The sequence below is a fragment of the Chitinivibrionia bacterium genome (genome assembly GCA_009779925.1).
Taxonomy (GTDB): Bacteria; Fibrobacterota; Chitinivibrionia; order Chitinivibrionales; family Chitinivibrionaceae; genus WRFX01.
Window position 1 is genome coordinate 1 of sequence record WRAZ01000001.1, and the last position, 18,344, is coordinate 18,344.

Annotated in this window: 17 protein-coding genes; 6 read left to right on the forward strand and 11 right to left on the reverse strand. The window is 39.3% G+C overall.

All coding sequences use genetic code 11. The features are described from left to right. From FWE23_00005 to prfB, 5 genes are all read right to left on the reverse strand, one after another. The coding region (locus FWE23_00005) for a type II toxin-antitoxin system HipA family toxin (GenBank protein ID MCL2843829.1) at positions 1-218 on the reverse strand (218 nt) is incomplete at its 3' end. Beyond that, positions 208-543 carry a helix-turn-helix domain-containing protein gene (locus FWE23_00010; protein ID MCL2843830.1) on the reverse strand — a complete coding sequence of 112 codons (336 nt, stop codon included), beginning with the start codon at positions 541-543 and terminating at the stop codon, positions 208-210. The genes FWE23_00005 and FWE23_00010, both read right to left, overlap by 11 nt. A 97-nt stretch (positions 544-640) precedes the next feature. Beyond that, positions 641-2,161: an endonuclease/exonuclease/phosphatase family protein gene (locus tag FWE23_00015; protein ID MCL2843831.1), complete on the reverse strand. Its 1,521-nt coding sequence runs from the start codon at positions 2,159-2,161 to the stop codon at positions 641-643. Between the two features lie 2 nt (positions 2,162-2,163). Continuing rightward, the gene (locus FWE23_00020; GenBank protein MCL2843832.1) at positions 2,164-3,573 is read right to left on the reverse strand and encodes a serine/threonine-protein phosphatase; all 1,410 of its coding nucleotides are present in this window, start codon (positions 3,571-3,573) and stop codon (positions 2,164-2,166) included. A gap of 41 nt (positions 3,574-3,614) precedes the next feature. Then, positions 3,615-4,710 (reverse strand): peptide chain release factor 2 gene (gene prfB, locus FWE23_00025; GenBank protein MCL2843833.1). Its coding sequence is split into 2 segments (ribosomal slippage): positions 3,615-4,652 and positions 4,654-4,710, totalling 1,095 coding nucleotides; the frame shifts between segments, so codons are not numbered across the junction. A 213-nt stretch (positions 4,711-4,923) separates the two neighbouring features. Between prfB and FWE23_00030 the strand changes: the two genes are divergently transcribed. Beyond that, positions 4,924-6,435, forward strand: coding sequence for an MBL fold metallo-hydrolase (locus tag FWE23_00030; protein ID MCL2843834.1), 1,512 nt, complete (start codon positions 4,924-4,926; stop codon positions 6,433-6,435). Positions 6,436-6,515: 80 nt separating this feature from the next. On the opposite strand, the gene FWE23_00035 is transcribed toward FWE23_00030, so the two are convergent. The 5 genes from FWE23_00035 to FWE23_00055 form a co-directional block, all read right to left on the reverse strand. Then, on the reverse strand, positions 6,516-6,701 hold the full coding sequence (locus FWE23_00035; GenBank protein ID MCL2843835.1) for a hypothetical protein: 186 nt from the start codon (positions 6,699-6,701) through the stop codon (positions 6,516-6,518). A gap of 19 nt (positions 6,702-6,720) precedes the next feature. After that, on the reverse strand, positions 6,721-7,020 hold the full coding sequence (locus FWE23_00040; protein ID MCL2843836.1) for a hypothetical protein: 300 nt from the start codon (positions 7,018-7,020) through the stop codon (positions 6,721-6,723). 453 nt (positions 7,021-7,473) lie between these two features. Continuing rightward, positions 7,474-8,055: a hypothetical protein gene (locus tag FWE23_00045; GenBank protein ID MCL2843837.1), complete on the reverse strand. Its 582-nt coding sequence runs from the start codon at positions 8,053-8,055 to the stop codon at positions 7,474-7,476. A 233-nt stretch (positions 8,056-8,288) separates the two neighbouring features. Continuing rightward, positions 8,289-8,822, reverse strand: coding sequence for a DUF4760 domain-containing protein (locus FWE23_00050; GenBank protein ID MCL2843838.1), 534 nt, complete (start codon positions 8,820-8,822; stop codon positions 8,289-8,291). A gap of 32 nt (positions 8,823-8,854) precedes the next feature. Further along, a complete protein-coding gene (locus tag FWE23_00055) occupies positions 8,855-9,445 on the reverse strand; it encodes a hypothetical protein (GenBank protein ID MCL2843839.1) in 591 nt (196 codons plus the stop codon). A 201-nt stretch (positions 9,446-9,646) separates the two neighbouring features. On the opposite strand from FWE23_00055, the gene FWE23_00060 reads away from it, so the two are divergent. Then, positions 9,647-12,028: a hypothetical protein gene (locus tag FWE23_00060; protein MCL2843840.1), complete on the forward strand. Its 2,382-nt coding sequence runs from the start codon at positions 9,647-9,649 to the stop codon at positions 12,026-12,028. A 24-nt stretch (positions 12,029-12,052) separates the two neighbouring features. Next, complete coding sequence (locus FWE23_00065) at positions 12,053-12,733, forward strand: hypothetical protein (GenBank protein MCL2843841.1); 681 nt, start codon at positions 12,053-12,055, stop codon at positions 12,731-12,733. A 355-nt stretch (positions 12,734-13,088) separates the two neighbouring features. Here FWE23_00065 and FWE23_00070 read toward each other — a convergent pair whose 3' ends face one another. Continuing rightward, positions 13,089-14,099, reverse strand: a complete 1,011-nt coding sequence (locus FWE23_00070; GenBank protein MCL2843842.1) for a PDDEXK nuclease domain-containing protein — start codon at positions 14,097-14,099, stop codon at positions 13,089-13,091. A 330-nt stretch (positions 14,100-14,429) separates the two neighbouring features. Here FWE23_00070 and ribE point away from each other — a divergent pair, with 330 nt between their 5' ends. The 3 genes from ribE (at position 14,430) to FWE23_00085 (ending at position 18,280) form a co-directional block, all read left to right on the forward strand. Then, complete coding sequence (gene ribE, locus FWE23_00075) at positions 14,430-14,894, forward strand: 6,7-dimethyl-8-ribityllumazine synthase (protein ID MCL2843843.1); 465 nt, start codon at positions 14,430-14,432, stop codon at positions 14,892-14,894. 2 nt (positions 14,895-14,896) lie between these two features. Continuing rightward, the gene (gene nusB, locus FWE23_00080; GenBank protein ID MCL2843844.1) at positions 14,897-15,415 is read left to right on the forward strand and encodes a transcription antitermination factor NusB; all 519 of its coding nucleotides are present in this window, start codon (positions 14,897-14,899) and stop codon (positions 15,413-15,415) included. A 72-nt stretch (positions 15,416-15,487) separates the two neighbouring features. Further along, positions 15,488-18,280 carry a DUF2723 domain-containing protein gene (locus FWE23_00085; GenBank protein ID MCL2843845.1) on the forward strand — a complete coding sequence of 931 codons (2,793 nt, stop codon included), beginning with the start codon at positions 15,488-15,490 and terminating at the stop codon, positions 18,278-18,280. Positions 18,281-18,344 lie beyond the last annotated feature (64 nt).

Genomic DNA, 18,344 nt, shown 5'->3' on the forward strand with positions numbered 1-18,344 from the left:
CCGCCCATTACCTCTGTTTCATAAATTTGGTCGGTAAGTTTTAGCTCCACAGGGTCAATTGCAACTGCGTCAGGACGGGCAAGGTAGTTTTTTCCGTAAAAAAACCTGCCGACCGCCCCTTTTGCTTCGTTTTCAATGATAAATTTTCCGGCTGTGATGGGTTTCGTTTCGTTTGGAAGCGTGATATACACAAAACAAGAATTATTTTTAGAAGTCATTATCATACTCCGATTTTACAGGTTTCTTTTTACGCACTGCGTCTAAGCGCATACCTTCAATATCTTTCAGCGGATTGGCAACATCTTTTATGCCGTCTAACATTCCGTAAACCCAAAGCAAGCCAAAATACGTTGAAACAGCCGTTGTGGGCTTGCCCTTTTCTGCATCCGCAATTGAGCGTACGCCAATATTAAGTTTGTCGGCGACTTGTTGCAAAGACAATTTACGCCTTTTGCGAGCAGTTTGCAAATTTGTTCCAAATTCGAGCAACGATATGCTCAACGCAGACGGCATTCCTGTCGCAAAAAAATCTGTTTTAATCATAATTACACCTTTTTTTAGATTTGCACACAGCATAAAATATGCTTTGCAGAGCATAAAAAGCAAGAAAACCTGCTCTTTAATGTATATTTTGCGATTTTCACCGTCTCCCCCTCCTCGAATGTCGATGCCAGCCGCTCAAATTTTCCACGCAAAATTGAATATTCAGCGAGCTTCCGCCTTGGGCGCGGATTTCTATTTCTACGGTGTCGCCTGCCGAGACGTTTGGTAAAAGCGGGAAATTCGTCCAGTTTTGCGAGCGGAATTCGTGGTATCTTGCTTGTCCTGTTATCTCTTTTGTTGCGGGGGAAGCGTTGCTCCAGCGGACTTGTTCTTCGCCTGATTTTATGCGGCTTCTTACCGAAATTGTTCCTGCGCCTCTTATTGCCATTTGAAGCGGGGCGTAATTTTTGTCGGCTACTGCGATTAGTTTTGCCACGGTTGCCGTGCTTGGAATATTGCCGTTTGTGCTTAATTCAAAAACGGGGAAACCCTGCTCTGTGTTTTGTACGAAATTTATGCGAGCAAGTCCGTGATTTGTTATCCAACCGTTTAAGCCGTCCAAATCGCGGGGGGCGGGATTTTGCGAAATATTTTGATTTGTAATTTGCGCAACGACCGCCAAATGGTCGGAAAATCCGCTGTTGTAATGAACGCCTGTGCTTCTGTTATGTTGCCATTCGTATGGTTTACCGTCTTTGATAATTTTGGGGTCGGTAAAATGCGTTTTTGAGCCGTGAACAAAGCGCCAGCCGATTGTGTCGGTCATATTTGCAGGAAATAAAATGTGGTCGAGCGTGTTTCTGTTTCCTCTGAAAATGTATGACCAACGGTTTGCGGCGGAAACTTCCGTCCAAGGGTTAAAATGCTCGCCGTCGTTTAGAGGAGGAATGCTGAATTCGGGTTTTTCTCCTACTTTACTTCGCACTGTTCGCAGAACGTGATTTATGCCTGTGCGACCGCTTGTATTGTCTGTTTCTTGCGAAAGCGCGCGGGCAAATTCGTCAAAATCGCTGTTGAAATCGCCCATAATAATATATTCAAAATTCTGATTTACGACGAGTGTATCTATCGCTCTTCTCAAAACGTTTGCCGCTTGTATTCGGCGGCTTTCGGGAGACCTTTTTGAGGGAAAATGCACGCTGAAGACGCTCAATGTGTCGTCGTCAATCGCTATGTCGGCGCGTAAAATCGGGCGGGAATTCGGGACGGGATATTGCAAAACATCGGCTATCGGGTAGCGCGACAAAATCGCTAAACCTATTGCTTGTCGAGGATTTTTCGCAAACGCGCCGTAATATCGAAAGCCCATTCTTCGCAAGGTAGCGCTTAAATCGTCGAGGGCTTGTTGGCTTTCTACTTCTTGCAGGGCTATTATGTCGGCGTTTAAGCGCGAGATTACATACGATATATTTTGCAGTTTTATTCTGTAAGACGTCAAATTCCAAACACCCGGAACAAAAATATCGTATTCCGTTCCGTCGTGGTTTAAGTCGAAGAGATTATGGACGTTGTATGTCGCTACGGTAAGCGTTTTTGCGAAAGCGCAAACACTTAATAAAAAAACCAAAATAAACGTCGAAACAATTTGCCTTGTTTGTGCGCCGAAAGCAAAAAACATCGTCAGAAATCCACTATGAGTAGAGTTTGGTCGTCTTTTGTTTCAGTGCAACCTTTGAAATATTTCAGTTCTTTTGCAATTGATTTGCTTGCACTTTCAGGCGATTTGTCTAATGTTTTAACAACGGCGGATTGTAAGCGAACAAGTCCGTACATCGCTCCGTCTCTGTTTTGACAGTCGGTTATTCCGTCGGTGTATAAGATAAGTCGGTTTTCATCTTTTTGGTAATTATATTCGTAATTTTGAGGGTCAAGTTCCAAAAATGTTCCTATATAAAATCCGCCACTTTGAAACATTTGATATTCTCCGCTGATTTTGTTAAAAACCAAAGTTGGGCAATGTCCTGCGTTGGCGTATGTGATTTTGCTCTGATTTGTATCAATAATTGCATAAAACGCCGTCAAGTGTCTCCCTGCATTTACGCTGTTTACCAATGTGTCGTTCATTTTTTTAAGAGTTTGCGCAGGTTCCAGATTTACTGAAGCAATGGCTTTCAGCGCAGTTTTTGTCGCCGCCATAATAAGCGCCGCGCTTGCTCCGTGTCCGGCAACATCGGCTATAAATATCGCATAAATTCCCTTATCCAACAAAAATAAATCGTAGTAGTCGCCGCCTATTTCGTCAACGGGTTTGTAAAATGCGAAAGCCTGCAAAAAGTAATCGCTCGGAAGATTTTCCGGAAGAAGTTTTTTCTGGACTGCTCGCGCCCGCAAAAGTTCGGCTTTGTATTTCTCGTTTACCTGACGCAGTTTGTTCGACACCAGAATATTGTTCATCGTAATTCCCGCAATATGTATAAGCTGTTCGGTGGTCGGGATATTTTCGTTTATGTCAAAATCACTCAAATTATCGTAGCCGAAAACAAAAATTCCCGAAACGGGGAAATAAGGGTCTTTGAGAATTTTCTTTTCGTCGCAGAATTCTTCCGTTTCTGCTTCATCGTCTGTATCATTTTCGTCAGCGTCATTTTCGTCGGAGTCAATATTAACATCGTTGTCGGCTTGATAAACAAGAGGTATCATCACGTAATTATCCATATCCAAACGAAGCGATAACTCGTTGGCTGACTCAAATCCGTTCGATACAATTTTGACTTCTCTTTCAAAAATAGTTGAGATAATTTCGTTGTCGTGTATTTCAAATATATTAAAAGTAAAATACGGACGCTCTTCTTGCTTAAATCCGTACGAAAAATTTGCTTTTAATTCGGCGGTTTCACAGTCTAAATCCAAAAACAAAAATTTATTGGAAAAAGCCATCCGAGAAAGGCGCGTTATCAAAGATTTGAATACGTAAGCAAATTCTTTTGCATTGTATATATCTGAAATAAACTCACTTATCTGCGAATTTGTCGCTATTTGTTTGCGAAGTTCGAAGATTTCGTATTTTTCTTCATTTTCTTTTGCCCACATTTTAACAACCCCTTTTTTTGTTGCCCTTCAGGAACTTTCTTTTATGAAAATTCCAACAAATATTTTTCTATAAAACCGTCAATGTCGCCGTCAAGCACTGCCGATGTGTTTGAGGTTTCGTAATCTGTCCTGTGGTCTTTCACCATATTATACGGGTGCAAAACATAACTGCGGATTTGGCTTCCCCACTCAATTTTTTTCTTGTCTTCAAGTTTGTCGGCGCGCTTTCTTTCTTCTTCTTCTTTGTAGTATTGTCGAACGCGAGCTTTCAACATTTTCATACACGCTTCTCTGTTTTTTATTTGCGAGCGCTCGTTTTGGCACTGCACCACAATGTTGGTCGGAATGTGGGTCATCCGCACTGCCGAGTCCGTTTTATTTACGTGCTGACCTCCTGCGCCGCTTGCACGGTATGTGTCCGTTTTTATGTCTTTTTCGTCAAGTTCGTAATCATCGACATCTTCAAAAATCGGGTAAGCATAAACGCTGACAAATGAAGTATGTCGGCGCGCGCTCGAATCAAAAGGAGATATTCGCACAAGGCGATGCACTCCGATTTCGGCTTTTATGTGTCCGTAAACATATTCGCCTTTTACCTCTATTGTTGCGCTTTTTATTCCCGCTTCGTCGCCCTCGCTATATTCCAAAACTTCCGACTTGAAGCCTTTGCGCTCTATCCAACGCGAGTACATTCTGTAAAGCATATCCGCCCAATCGCAAGACTCCGTGCCGCCCGCGCCGCTGTGAATGGTGAGTATGGCGTCGCACTTATCGTCCTCGCCCGAAAGTTTTCGCATAAATTCGAGTTTGTCAATTTTCTTTTCGAGGTCGGCAAAACTAACGCTGATTTGTGCAAGCATTTCGTCGTCTTTTTCGCTGATTGCCATATCAAAAAATTCTTGCAAGTTGTCGAAGTCGGATTTTGCGTCCTGCCACGGAGCAGTTATATCTTTCAACGCTTTTATATGCTTCAAAACTTTCTGCGCCGCGCTTGCGTCATCCCAAAAATTTGCGCCGCTCGTTTGTTCTTCTAATTTTTCTGTCTCGCTTAAACGTTCGTCAATGTCAAAGATACCCCCTTAACAAGTCAATGCGCTCGTTAGCAGATTTCAAGGCTTCTTTCGATATATTTTCCATAAATTTCTCCATAAATGTTCAATAAAAATAAAAGTTTTCGCTAAATAATACATCTTGTAATATATATTGTCAAGTACATTTTGAGAAATTTCAAAAAAATTCGGTTATTTTCACCAAATTCGCTTCAAACAGCAAAAAAATTGGCATTTGCGAGCGCGCTTATTGTATATTTTCTTTTGAATATACGCGATTTTCAACAACTCGGAGGGAATTATGAATGTAAAAATCAGTTTTCACGGCGCGGCAAAAACGGTTACGGGCTCGCAGTTTTTGTTGCAGGTCGAAGATAAAAAAATACTCGTGGAATGCGGACTTGTGCAGGGAAAACGAAAAGAATCGTACGAATTAAACAAAAATTTCAGATTTCCCGACGGCATAAAACCTGCCGACATTGACGTAGTCGTTATCACTCACGCCCACATTGACCACAGCGGAAACTTGCCCACGCTCGTAAATCAAGGGTTTCGCGGCGAAATACACGCGACGGCGCCCACTGTTCAGCTTTGCAAACACCTGCTTGCAGACTCGGCATATTTGCAGAGCGCCGACCTTAAAATCGTCAATAAAATCCGCGAAAAAAACAAGCAGGCGCTTTTTGCCCCGCTCTACACAAACGAAGACGTCGATGAAACAATGAAACTTTTTGTCCCTCACAAATACGAAGAAACCATAACCCTTTTTGACAACATAAAAATAAAATTTCGCGACGCAGGGCATATTCTGGGAAGCGCAGGCGTAATTTTTTACTTGGGCGAAGGCGAAAAACCCGTGCGCTTCGGCTTTTCGGGCGATGTCGGTCGTCCCAACATTCCGCTCATAAACGACCCCGATTTTTTACGCGAACTGGACTTTTTGGTGCTCGAAACAACCTACGGAAATCGCAATCACTCTTCGGAATTCAGCGGGGCGCAAGACAGACTTGCAAACGCAATAACCGACGCCATAGCAAAGCAAAGCGGAACTATTTTAATCCCTGCGTTTTCGGTCGGTCGAATGCAACTTTTGGTTTATATTTTGCATAAACTTCGCGACCGCGGACTTTTGCGCGACATCCCGATTTTTGTGGATTCGCCGCTTGGATTGAATGCAACAAACGTTTTCCGCGCCAACTTGGATATTTTAGACCGCGAATCGCACCGCGTATTTATTGACCACGGCGTTGACCCCTTTGAATTCGACGGTTTGCATTACGTTAAAAGTGCCGAGGAGTCGAAAAATCTCAGTAGCAAAACCGTAAAAGTAGAGCCGCGCATAATAATTTCGTCGGCGGGAATGATGGAGGGTGGCAGAATTTTGCATCACCTCGCAAATCACGTGGAAGACCCGAGAACAACGCTTTTGTTTGTCGGATACGCGGCGCAATACACGCTCGCCCGCTACATTATGGACGGCGTAAAAGACATAAAAATTTACGGCGAGCCATACAAAGTAAAATGCAAAACGCAGATTTTGGACTCGTTTTCCGCCCACGCCGACAAAGCGGGTTTAGAAGAATACCTCTCGTTTTCGTCGCCTCACGATATTAAAAAGTTGTTTTTAGTCCACGGAGAAAAAGGCGCCGCCGAAGAGTTTTTAGAACTCGCCCGTGATAAAGGCTACAAAAACTCCTGCGTTCCCGAATTGGACGAAGAATATTATTTTTATTTGCAGAAAAATGAGTATTCGGGGAAATACGAAGTTATGGGAAGAGATATTAAAAAGCCCAAAAAGGACGAGAGAAAGTAGGGCGTGTGAATTTTTTTAGCAAATCTTTTTATTGCAAATAATCGAATAAAAGCAAACAATTTTGCCGTTTTTGCGATTTGCTATTGACTTTTATTGGTGATATTATTTATATTATCTTTGTAGATAGTGGGGGATGGGAATTCGGCGGGGTTATACTCAACTGCTTCCAAGTGTCTCCCTAATCTACTTCTTTCCGTTAACTCAATTGAATATATTCTTTTTCCTGCTTGATTAGGGTCTATCTCTTCTCTTACCGTTATATACACGACAGTTTCATCATTGCCATTAAAATGGTGCGGCTAACCTAATAATATTGGAATTATCGCCGCGCTTGTTGCTTTTATGCGTCAATAAAGTAAGCGCTTTGGAAAATAATTCTTCAATAATCAAAACTGCCGCATAATGTTGTTCGGCGGTGTATCCGTTTCTCAGTGTGTTGTCTAAACCGTGAAGCATTTTTCCGATAGAATTGCTTGATATTCGCGCTTCTGTTCCGTCTTTGCTTTTTATGCTTTTTCCAAGTATCGTTAAAAGTTTTTCTTTAGCGTTTCTTTTTGGGGAGTAGGCTGTTTTATTCCTGTCCATTATGTCCCTTTGGTTTTGTTTGTGAGTTAGTTGAAAATACTATTGAATAGCAGAGGCAATATCTCCACTATTCACTGTTTTTAGCACCGGTAAAATAATTTATACTTGCGTTGGTGTGGCAAAAGTTTTGAAAATTAGTTGATTTTTCATTTTGGCAAATGGTATTTTCTTTATAAAATATTGGGAGGTAAAAAATGGTTTTAGAAAAAACAATCAGTCCTTACGATGTTCAGCAAGTAGTTGTAGATACGTTTGGAGAAAGCAAATTGTCGGATTTATTTGGAATTTAATTCTGCCAACCGCAAGCTTTGTTGTTAAACTATTATACGCTTACCACCTGCTATGACAGATTAGAAGTCGAACTTCTGTTTCGTCGAAAATATACTAAATGCCACAAAACAAAAAGGCAAACCCAAAAAGATTTGCCTTTTTGAAAAACAATCGTAAATTATATTACCTACTCACTCCAACCTTTGTCGAATACGTAAACCTTCTTCCGCTTATACTTGTCGCCTCAACAACAATCAAATAAGTACCGCTTGCAATTTCTCTGCCTGCCGAATTCCGTAAATCCCACTGCAATGGTAAATGATTATTTGTTTGTACATCGCTTGCCATCCAAACAACATTGCCGAGATTGTCGAGAATTCGGACAGTTGCCGATGCCTGTTCGGGGGTGCGAACAGAAATTTCGGCGAAACTACCCGTTACAGGGTTTTCGGAAACAAAAATTCCGTAGTTTCGATTTTCTTGCTGTCTATCACGAATAGATACGGAATTGCAAATCGGGCAAGTCTGCTCATTGCAAGGTTGCGCGCCAATTGTTTGAGTTCCTCTTGTTTCGCCGCAAATTGAGCAGACGTCGGCTTCTTCGCCTGTGGTTGTGCAGGTTGCGGGAGTTGTTGTCGGTTGCCAAGTGTGTCTTGTCGCAGGGATTGCTTCGGTGCGAGTGTGGATATTATTTCGTTTGCAAGTGAAAGTTTTCACACCGTCTTGTGTGCAAGTTGGCTCGGTTGTTGTTGCGCCGTCGTCCAAGTCATGCCCCAACGCTACAACAGGTATTTCTGTACAAACCGTGCAAGTTTTTTGTAAAAAGTGTTTCTTCTTTTTTTTAAGACAAACGTAATCTTTGATAGTTTCTTGAAAAAAAAATTCTTATTTATTGATAAATAGAGAATGCAAAGCATAATTATCCGTATTTTGCGAAAATTAATTTTAGGTAAATTTTTTTTGCCCATAAAAAAAGTTCTCCTTGATTAAAAAATCATTCAGACATAGTATTTCATTTTTGCGAAATCCTTGTCGTGCCTTGGGAATCTTTTCTTTCGGACTTCCCTTAATTTAAAAACCAAATCTTCGAAATCCATATATGCATGAGAAGCATTACGAAACTTCCTACGATAGATTATAATTTGATAAACTCTATCAAACCATTTTATTGTAAACTCTCCAGCCATCCTGTCAAAGACAGCAATATCATAAATACCCGTGTTGACACCAACGGCTAATCTTTCCATACGAGTTAAATAGTCAATTATAGTGGTTAGCATAGTAGTATCATTTTCAACATCGCAAACATTAATTATTCTACCATCTGGAAACTTTTCGTCTATTTTATTTAGTAGCAAATCACATTCATTGTCGATGTTGTGAAAAAATTCTACAGTGGCTTGTTTTTTTCTTCGTTCGTGGTCAGCGAGAAAGCTCTTTCTCATTACCCACAACTTCCATGTAGCAACAATACCGGTAAAACAAATAACTATATTGCCAGCAATGATAGTATAATCTTTAAAGTTTTCCATATCTACCTCCTGAGTTGAGTAAGTTTAAGTAGCTAGGCACTCTGTTTTAATTCAGGGTTAGCTATCTTGTTAAAATAGTATTGTAAATATTTATCTGCAAGAAAAAGTAAAAAAGCCGTTACGAATGCTCCCGCAATAGCTTTGCAGAGTAAATACAAATTCTCCATTTTTTCGAAAAGATTCAAAACAAATAGTGTTCCCCAAGCACAAGTTAAAGCAAAAGCTAACAACATGACTATTATTGTTGTTAATATTTTTGTCTGTCCTAATGGGCTACAAAACTCTATATATCGAGGGTTATTTATTTTAAAGTCTTTCTCTATTAGTGTAGATAATTTTTTGATACATCGTTTATAACATACACAGAGACAAAAACACAAAAAAGCAACAATATAACCTAATAATGGTATCAACAATTTTTTTGTAGAAAAATCAGAACAACAAAAAGCAGAATTAAGTTTTGCCAATTCTCCATAAGCAACCAACAAACCGCCATTTATAACTATGAAAAATGCCGTCCATACGTTGAATTGTGTGAAATGATAGCGTACGGCACCAATCGGATCATAACGATTTTTATTATTTTGCATATTGCACATTTTAGATTTTCTTAATCTTCTCAAAACAACCTCCATACAAAATACGATATTTGCTCTCGCTTAGCGTATCTGTTTAATGAGACAAAAATACGTTATTCCTCCGTTAAACTGCGAGAAAAACTTGAAAAGTGATAAATTTCGGTGATTTTCTTGTTTTGGGTGGATGGCGGATAGTATATTGATATATAAGGTTAGCGTAAAACAGGATATGGGAGATGAACCTAAATGAAAATCAAGGATAAAATTACACTAGAAGATCTTTTACTGTGTACTCCTTATGAGAAACGTTTTGGTAGAGATATGAAAAATATTGATCATGGTATTTTTGATTTGACAGAAGAAATCTTCTCTGACCATCTTCTTGCTAAGCCACATAATAATATTGCGATTGATGATGATACAAAGAAAGAATTACTAAAAGAACATTTTACGGATAAACAAATTGAATGTTTCGAAAAAGAAACAAGTGATATTGAGCTATTCAAATCCAAGTTGAAATCCAATAATTCAACACCATTGTTTATACGTGGATATTCCGGTTCAGGAAAAACAACATTCATACAATCACTTTTATTTGAACTCAATCGAAATGCTCCTAACAAGTACCAGAGGATTGTTTTTAATTTTCAAGAAAGTAGGGAGGAAGTATATCTGTTTGGCACTAATTGGGTTAATAAAAAATTTAAATTTATGCTTTTTAAAGTTTGCTCTATTCTCTTAAAGCATTTTGCAGACGACATACATTTTAATAAAACCAAGAAAAACAAGATAAGTGAAATAGAGTATAAAAATATATTAAAGCACTTATATCATAATTTTGAAGATTTATTTTCAGAATTGCCTGACCAAGACATCATAAATATTTTTTCAATAATTTCAAAATATGTAACTTCCGACTCAGATACTGCTCTTGCAACATTTCGCCACAATATGTATAATGCTGTTACTAAGCTTATCTCTTTTGATGAAGATGATAATGGTAGGACTTCGGTAAGGAATTTATTGAAACTAATATACGTTTATTATGTATGCAAAAATGGAAAAGATATAAAACATTTTGCTCTTTTCGACAATATTGAATACTATATGCTAATAACTATGCATGAATCCGTGGATATTTTGGATTGTGATATAACAAATGTAGTTGAAACAATTAAAAACTCCTGCGAAACGATAGACGATCTTTTTGAGGCAATTGACGATGAAGAACTATCATATTCAAGTTCTTTCAAAACAATATTTGCTGTTAGAGATGCTAGCTATCAAATTATATCAAGTTCTGTTCGTCACAATGAAGATTTTCCCGAATCATGCATTGATGTATCAAATTTTTATGATATCAATGAAATTATTTCGAAAAAGTGTGAATTTTTCGAAAGCAAAAGCTGTGATATTATACTTGAGAACAAACTCTTGCTTGAAATTATTGATGTAATTCTAAGCGATAAAACATTAAAATGTCAAATTTGGGCTATGTTCAATAATAACAAGCGACGAATTTTAAAATATTTATATAAAACTATAAGCATGTATCGGAATGTAGCTATTACCTATCGCAATTTAATGGAAAAAGCGAAGCATATTGCGCATACAGAAACTAAAGGCGCTATTAAACATGGTGCGAGACAAATTATACTTCGTTTGTTATATGATTTTATACAACAAAAAGACAATAAAAACAATATCGGATATTTTCAAAGAATTCAATCTGTTCATTCTGACGATACTTGCTTGGGATTTGGTTATGCGCGAAAAATACTAACTTATCTTTCTAATAAATATCCTGTTGATCTGGAACATGAAATTTATGTAGAATTTAAAGAAATACTTGATAATGTTTTTAGATCTCCTGTTTTACCCCAAATGCAAGTTCCTGCAGATATAAAAGCTGATATTGGGAATATCATTAATGTGTTAAATGATTCTCAAATTGAAAGTACTCGTTGGTGTCAACTTATTATTTTAGATACCAATAATACATCTGAAGGTAATTTTAAGATAAAGATAACAGATGCTGGGCGTGCATTTGTTAGATTTTGTTCTGATTTTGAATATTATTCTTGTCGATATTGTCCTGAAAGTTTACCTCTTTTTGCAGCAAATAAGGATAATGCAATAAAAACGCTAAAAGAGGTAAAAAAATATGTTTTAAAATGTATTAATAATATTCTCCTTGCAGATCAAAATCGACTTCGAATTTCAGCAGGTGGTAAAGATGTTTATTATTATGAGGCTCAATTTAGCAATGATGATACAATAAGGTATGTTGTTCCTAAAATCAACGGAAAAGAGCAAACGCATATTGCCGCTACAATAAACAAGCAAATAGGTTACCTGAATAGTTATAGATTATTTTTAATTAATGAAAATGAAAATAATCGATACGATGATTTAATAAAACATGTTCTTCAAAATATTCACGAATATGTAAAACGATTCGAAGAAATTAATAATTTGAAATCGTCATCTGAAGGTCAAGATCATCGATATTTTGGCAAAGAATACTACAGTATGTATAAGGATACTATTAGGATTTATTTTGACCAACTTGAGAAAGCAGACAAAAATATCAATAATCCTGCGATAGAGATTAACGGAAGAAAATAAAGCGATGGGTAATAGGTATAAAATATGGGATGTATAGATATTGTTTTGGTAAAAACTTTTACAGAATTACTATCAGATATTGCTACTGTTATATCAGTAATAATACTTGCGGTTGGGTTAAAAATGGCAAATAATTATGTCTCAAAGTTAAAAGAAAAGCGTAATGACTCGATATTTAATTTTTATTCACGGCTCGTTATGTACTTGCTCTCTTTAAAAAAAAAACTTGGTAGCTGTAATTATACTCCGTTATTGAAAAAATATAGCAATGATTGCTTGGAACAAAATCGTGATAATATCATTATACCTAGTGAAGATGAAATAAATGAATTTGACGATTTTGTTGAAAAGTTCATTAACTTTTTTATGGATACTGACAATCAGATTCCGTTATCAATTTCTATCTCAACGAATATTAAAAAATTGAGAGAATATCTTGTAAAATTAACAAATATAGCGCGTATTGCCTCATATCCGGGTTTCAATGGCAACAAGCCAGTCGAAGAAGAATATGGCAATATAACAAAAACAATAGAGCTTCTTTTGTTTGACATTGAAAATGAACAACTTAAAATATTGCGCTTGTTTAAAATTCCTAAAAAATCCTGTTTGGTAACTTATCTTATACAATCGTTTCGACCATTCAAGCAAAAGAAAGTTTTAGCAACAAAACATCCAAGAAATAAGATTATGACCGAAGGATGATAATATAAGGTTATCCTTTGTTTGTTTAACAAAGTCAGCCAATTTTAATTAGCTTTTTCCCCCCTCAAAACCCCTCGCACTTTCAAAAAATCGGAATAAAACCCCTTTTAAAAGTCAAGTATAATCATCAAAACAAAAAAAGGAGTTTCACTATGGGAAACCGATTCGCAGGCAAATTTATTAACCATTTTAAGCATCAAAAAGGTCGAGGGAGCAGGAGGTGCAAATCGAAAAAAAAGATGTTATAAGGGCGCTTTCGGAATATAAAAAAGAGTGAAAGCAATATGGAAAAGAGCCGGAAAACTATTCTAAATTCTCGCAACACTGTCGCGAGAATTTAATTTTCGGTTTCAATCTATTTCTTTGTATCATTCAACAGTTTTTCAATTTCTTCAACCAATTTATTTTCCGTGGGGATGTAAAGTTGATATTTACTCGTCAAAATTTGCGTATTGTTTTCGGGAAGAGTAACTTTTGCCAACAATTCATTCTTTGCCGTGCAAAGCAATATTCCAACGGTGGGACTTTCGTCGGGAAGTTTCTCAAAGCGATCATAATAATTGACGTACATCTGCAATTGTCCCAAATCTGCGTGAGTGAGTTTATGGGTTTTTATCTCTATGATTACGAAACAGCGAAGTAAGCGGTTGTAAAAAACCAAATCCGCGAAAAACTCGTCATCTTCAAGTAAAATGCGTTTTTGGCGAGCCACAAAAGCAAAGCCGTTGCCGAGTTCAAGCAAAAAATCTTGTAAATGTGTTATAAGCGCTACCTCAATGTCTTCTTCGTAATATTTGGTTTCATGTTTCAAGCCGAGAAATTCCAAACACATCGGGTCTTTTATGATTTCGGACGGTTTTTCAGGAATACGCTCCTTGCGGGCAATAGCGAGCACCGCTTCTTTGTCGCTACTCATCAGCAAGCGTTCATATAAAAGCGAATTTATCTGACGCTCCATTTCACGCCCTGTCCAAGCATTATTTGACGCCTCAAGTTCGTAATATTCGCGCTTATATTCGTCGTCAATGCGTATCAACAGTCGATATTGAGCCCAATTCAATTGCGGGCGCACATTGTCAATAATCGGATACATGCGATAAAACTGCCTGCAAAGTTCCAATTGGCGAACAGAAAAGCCGCTACCAAATTCTTCTTCGAGATCTGCGGCAACGTTTTTTGTAAGATGTGCGCCATAGTCCGCACGGTCTTTTTGGCACTGCTCCTCAATAAAAAAACGCTCGCCTAAATGCCAATACATTATAAGTCGTGTATATTCCACGCCGCGAACAGCACTATTGCGCGCTTCTTGTATAATATTCCGCATATCTGACAAGAAAACGGATTTATTTTTCTCTAATTTACTCATATTACTCTCTTATTTCGTGATTGCGAACGCATGCGTTCGTAATTACAATTTCCTTGCTTTTCGGCTTAAAAATACGTTTTGCCAAAAGTTAAAAGCGACGGTTGAAAACAAGAAAAAACAAATAATTATCAATATAATTTCTTTATCTTTACTAAAAGCAAAAGAAATTTTTGGCGACGAAACATCCGAGAAATAAGATTGTGATTGGAAATTTAATTTCTTAAAAACACCCCTAAATCTCAATTTTTTCTTTATAGTTTAAGATATTACCGCCCCTCTCTTTGGATATTTATTATATTTACTCCAAATTTTGATAAAAAGGGAGAAGTTATGCCTAAAATAATTGAAGGGATGTTGGACGGAAAAGGGAAGAAATTTGCTATAACGGTCAGCAGATTTAACGAGTTAATCACGCGAAAACTTTTGGACGGAGCGACTGACGGCTTAGTTCGCCACGGAGTGAAATCGGACGATATTACTGTTGTTTGGGCGCCGGGTGCGTTTGAAATTCCGCTTGTCGCAAAGAAATTGGCGGAGTCCTCAAAATACGACGCTGTAATTGCGCTTTCGGCGATAATTCGCGGAAGCACTTCGCATTACGATTTGGTTTGCGCGGAAATTTCTAAGGGTGTTGCTTCGGTTTCTTTAGACAGCGGCGTTCCCGTGATTTTCGGCGTTCTTACGACCGACAGCATTGAGCAGGCTATTGAGCGCGCGGGAACAAAGTCGGGCAATAAAGGCTTTGACGCGGCAATGACGGCAATCGAAATGGCAGACTTGGCAGGGAAATTATAATTATGAACAAAGACGAAAAACGGCAGGCGCGAATTTTAGCGTTGCAAGTATTTTTCTCTTTTGAACAACAGAAGTTTGAAGGTGAAATAGACGATATTTTCAACAAAATAGCCAATTTTTCGGAGATTGACGAAGACGTTGAAATAAATGATTTAATCATTCCCGACCCTAACAGCACAATAGATAAAGCGTGGAAAATCGCCGACGCCGACAGTCCGTCGGATTTAAGCGAAGACGTTAAATGCTACGCGCTTGCATTGGTAGAAAACGCCGCCGAAAACCGTAAAGACGCAGACGAAACGCTCACAAAACTCTCGACAAATTGGTCGTTTGACAGAATTAGCACGATAGACAGAAATTTGCTGAGGATTGCCATTGCGGAATTGGATGAAAAATTCGACGTTCCGCCGAAAGTCGTGATAAATGAAGCAATCGAAATCGCAAAAATATTCGGCACGGACGATTCCGCAAAGTTTGTAAACGCGATTTTGGACAAGGTAAAAACCGAAAAAGAGAAGTGAAAAACTAAGAAGCAAAAGAAAAAGCAAAAAATAGAAACTCAAAAAAGAAAATAAAAACAGGAGTAAATTTTTATGGTAAAGAACGCAACACTAATCGAAAGAATTGTCGGAGCATTGGTTTTTTTCATCGCGTTTATCACGTTTTTCCTTACAATGGCGCCCACGGTGTCGTTTTGGGATTGCGGGGAATATATTGCGACAAGTTATATTTTAGGTATTCCGCACCCGCCGGGCAACCCGCTTTATGTGCTGGTCGGTCGCCTTTTTACCATATTGTTTTTCTGGACGGAGCAGGTTGCGTTTAGAACTAACTTGCTTTCTGTCATAACGGCGGCGGCAACGGCGTTTTTCCTGCACAAAATAGTAGTTTTTTCAATGAAAGACTGGGTTGGAGCGCTTGACGAATATTGGAAAGTCGCAACCGTGAATATTGCGGGATTTGTTGGCGCGCTTTTCGGAGTTTTCAACTACACTTTTTGGTTTTCCGCGGTGGAAACGTCTGTTTATATTCCCGCCATATTAACCATTGTTCTTAACGTTTATGTTGTGCTTATTTGGGCGAAATCCAAAGAGCCGAACCGCGACAGATGGTTGCTTTTGTTCGCTTATCTGGCGTTTTTGGGCATAGGTCTCCACATGATGGCGATGTTTGCGCTGATGCCGATTTTCTTGTATATTTTGCTTATCGATAAAACAAAACGCACAGACTGGCGGCTTTGGAGCGTGGCGCTTTTGTTGGGCTCGGTAATGTACAGTATGGCTATGTTTTTCTTTGTAACTCCCGTGCTTTTGGTTATGACGGCGATATACTCGTTTGCGCCTAACAAAGAGGCGAAAATCATTGCGCCATTCGCGGGCGGTATCACGCTTTGGGCGCTTTACAGATTGCTTGTAGTTGCCGACCACGCGCGCGGTTGCGGTGAATTTGCTCACGTAATGTGTCAAAGATGCGACGATATTCAGACAATCGGGCTTATTGCTCTTGCGATTATTGTTATTTCGATAATAAACGGCGCAAGCAACGACAAACAATCGCAACCGAAATGGATGTTTGCTTTCTTGGTCGTTCTTGTTTCGCTTATTGGATTTTCGGTGCACGCATTTATCCCGATACGTTCGTTTTTGGAGCCGATGATAGACAAAAACCACCCTGTTGTAGAGTGGGAAAACGGTCGCGTTGAGTGGGACGCATTCCGCGGCTTTTTAGAAAGAAGACAATACGGCACCGAGTCTATGATAACCCGAATGTTCCACAGGCGCGGCGCGTGGAGTACGCAATTCGGAATTGACGAACACATGGGCTACGGCGGCTTCCACATTACGCAGTTTTTCCATTTCGGCGAAAGCATTGACAGTGACCGCACCGCCGACCAATACAACACAATTTTGGGCGAAAGCAATCCGTTTAAGAGGGGTTGGATACTGCTTATTTACCTAATTCCCACATTCTTTATGCTTTGGGGTTGGAAATATTGGTATTCCAGAGACAAAGAAAAGGCGATTTTCTTTGCAACGCTCTTCCTTATTACAACAATAGCGGTTGTTTTTTATATGAACTTCGCCGACGGAACCCGCGCAGAAAGGTTCGATTACGAGCGTTGGGTACAAGGCGGACGACAAGGCGCAATGCCCACCGTTCACAGAGAGGTACGCGTGCGCGACTACTTCTTCACCCCCGGCTTTATGTTTTTCGGGCTTTGGATAGGATTTGCGGCGGGCGCGCTTTTGCACAAAGGCTTTACGTCCAAAAGAGTGGGAGTTCGCAGAAGACTTACGCCGATTTTGGCAGTATTGTTTATCGCTTCGCCCGCAATTCCGATGTCGCAGAATTTTAACGCAAACAATCGCTCAAACGACTGGATACCGTATAATTACGCCTTTAATTTGCTAATGAGCGTGTCCAAAAACGGCATACTCTTTACCGCGGGCGACAACGACACCTTCCCGCTGTGGTTTTTGCAGGAAGCAGAGGGCATAAGGCGAGACGTAAGAATTGTGAATTTGAGTTTAGTGAACACGCCTTGGTATATAAGCCAACTTGTGCGCCTCGAGCCGAAAATCCCGATGAGTTTCACGCTTGAGCAAATTCAATCGGGCGAGATAACGCATTCGAGAAACCCATTCCCAAATCCTACAAGATACAGGCTTCCGCAGGCTGGAATTGAGATAATGTTTCCGTCGGCGCGCGAACTTCCCATATTGCGGGTTCAGGATTTGATGGTTGTAAACATTATAGACGCGAATAATTGGGAACGTCCGATTTACTTCTCGTCAACGGTAGGTCCCGACAACTTTGTGGGCTTCGGACCGTTTTTGCAGTTCCAAGGAATGGTAAACAGAGTAATGCCCGAACCTGTGAATGAAGAAACCGCCATAAATTTTGAGCGCACAAGATTTCTGTTGAACGAAGTCTATCAGTTCAAAAACCTTGGCGATAATTCGACCCCGTTAAGCCAAACGGCGCGCAGAACAATGTTTAACTACTCGATAACGTTCATTCAGTTCGCACACGCTTTAAGAGTAAGAGCAAACGACCAAAATGCAGAAATTGCCGTTTTGGAAAACCAAAAAGCGGAAATAACAGATGTTGAGAAAACAGCGGAACTAAGCAAACAAATCGAGCAATTAAGAGAGCAAAGACAATCTCTCATAGACGAAGCGATAAACTCTATGGACAGATGCGTCGCCCTATTCCCGTGGGACGAGCGTTCGCGCGCTTTCCGCCACGAACTATTGATGGAGCAAGGCTTATACGAATTGGCATTAGTCCGCTTGGAACAAGCATTGGCAATAGACCCGAACAACCGCCGCTACATCCGCTGGAACGAAGACTTACGAAGAATGCTGGCAAGAAGAGACGGGTAAAAAACAGTTTTTTTGAAAACAGAGCGGAATTATTCTAAAAAAGAATATCCGCTCTGTTTTTTAT

Coding starts and splice junctions, on each gene's coding strand:
- FWE23_00010 (MCL2843830.1), bottom strand. CDS start 543: ATGATTAAAACAGATTTTTTTGCGACAGGAATGCCGTCTGCGTTGAGC.
- FWE23_00015 (MCL2843831.1), bottom strand. CDS start 2,161: ATGTTTTTTGCTTTCGGCGCACAAACAAGGCAAATTGTTTCGACGTTT.
- FWE23_00020 (MCL2843832.1), bottom strand. CDS start 3,573: ATGTGGGCAAAAGAAAATGAAGAAAAATACGAAATCTTCGAACTTCGC.
- FWE23_00030 (MCL2843834.1), top strand. CDS start 4,924: ATGAATGTAAAAATCAGTTTTCACGGCGCGGCAAAAACGGTTACGGGC.
- FWE23_00040 (MCL2843836.1), bottom strand. CDS start 7,020: ATGGACAGGAATAAAACAGCCTACTCCCCAAAAAGAAACGCTAAAGAA.
- FWE23_00050 (MCL2843838.1), bottom strand. CDS start 8,822: ATGGAAAACTTTAAAGATTATACTATCATTGCTGGCAATATAGTTATT.
- FWE23_00060 (MCL2843840.1), top strand. CDS start 9,647: ATGAAAATCAAGGATAAAATTACACTAGAAGATCTTTTACTGTGTACT.
- FWE23_00065 (MCL2843841.1), top strand. CDS start 12,053: ATGGGATGTATAGATATTGTTTTGGTAAAAACTTTTACAGAATTACTA.
- FWE23_00070 (MCL2843842.1), bottom strand. CDS start 14,099: ATGAGTAAATTAGAGAAAAATAAATCCGTTTTCTTGTCAGATATGCGG.
- ribE (MCL2843843.1), top strand. CDS start 14,430: ATGCCTAAAATAATTGAAGGGATGTTGGACGGAAAAGGGAAGAAATTT.
- nusB (MCL2843844.1), top strand. CDS start 14,897: ATGAACAAAGACGAAAAACGGCAGGCGCGAATTTTAGCGTTGCAAGTA.
- FWE23_00085 (MCL2843845.1), top strand. CDS start 15,488: ATGGTAAAGAACGCAACACTAATCGAAAGAATTGTCGGAGCATTGGTT.